The following is a 262-nucleotide window of genomic DNA, read 5'->3' as shown; positions in this document are numbered from 1 at the left end:
GGGTCGGACCAGGGCTGGCGGCTTCGCCGAGCGATCGCGGACCATCGGCACCATCGCTCAGGATGGTGACCGGTGTCGCTGGCGTTGCGCCCAATCCATGAAGTACACCGCGCAACTGTCGCGTCTGCGAAGTCGCCTCCGCCGGCACGCTGGCGAATACGACCCGCTTCCCCTCATCGTCGCTGACCTGAGCGAGGAGAGCCTCAAACGTTCGCCCCTGATACTGACGAGCCGCCCGAACGTGGCCGCCGTCAATGGAGAG

1 pseudogene is annotated in these 262 nt (G+C 66.4%); it reads right to left on the bottom strand.

Annotation, left to right across the window (positions count from 1 at the left end):
• A pseudogene (locus GSQ89_RS38835) lies at positions 1-262 on the bottom strand (ISKra4 family transposase); the annotation flags it as partial.

The organism is Acidisphaera sp. S103 (genome assembly GCF_009765975.1).
Classification (GTDB): domain Bacteria; phylum Pseudomonadota; class Alphaproteobacteria; order Acetobacterales; family Acetobacteraceae; genus Rhodopila.
Note: the sequence above shows the minus strand (reverse complement) of the source record. Positions and strands in the feature narration are given on the sequence as shown.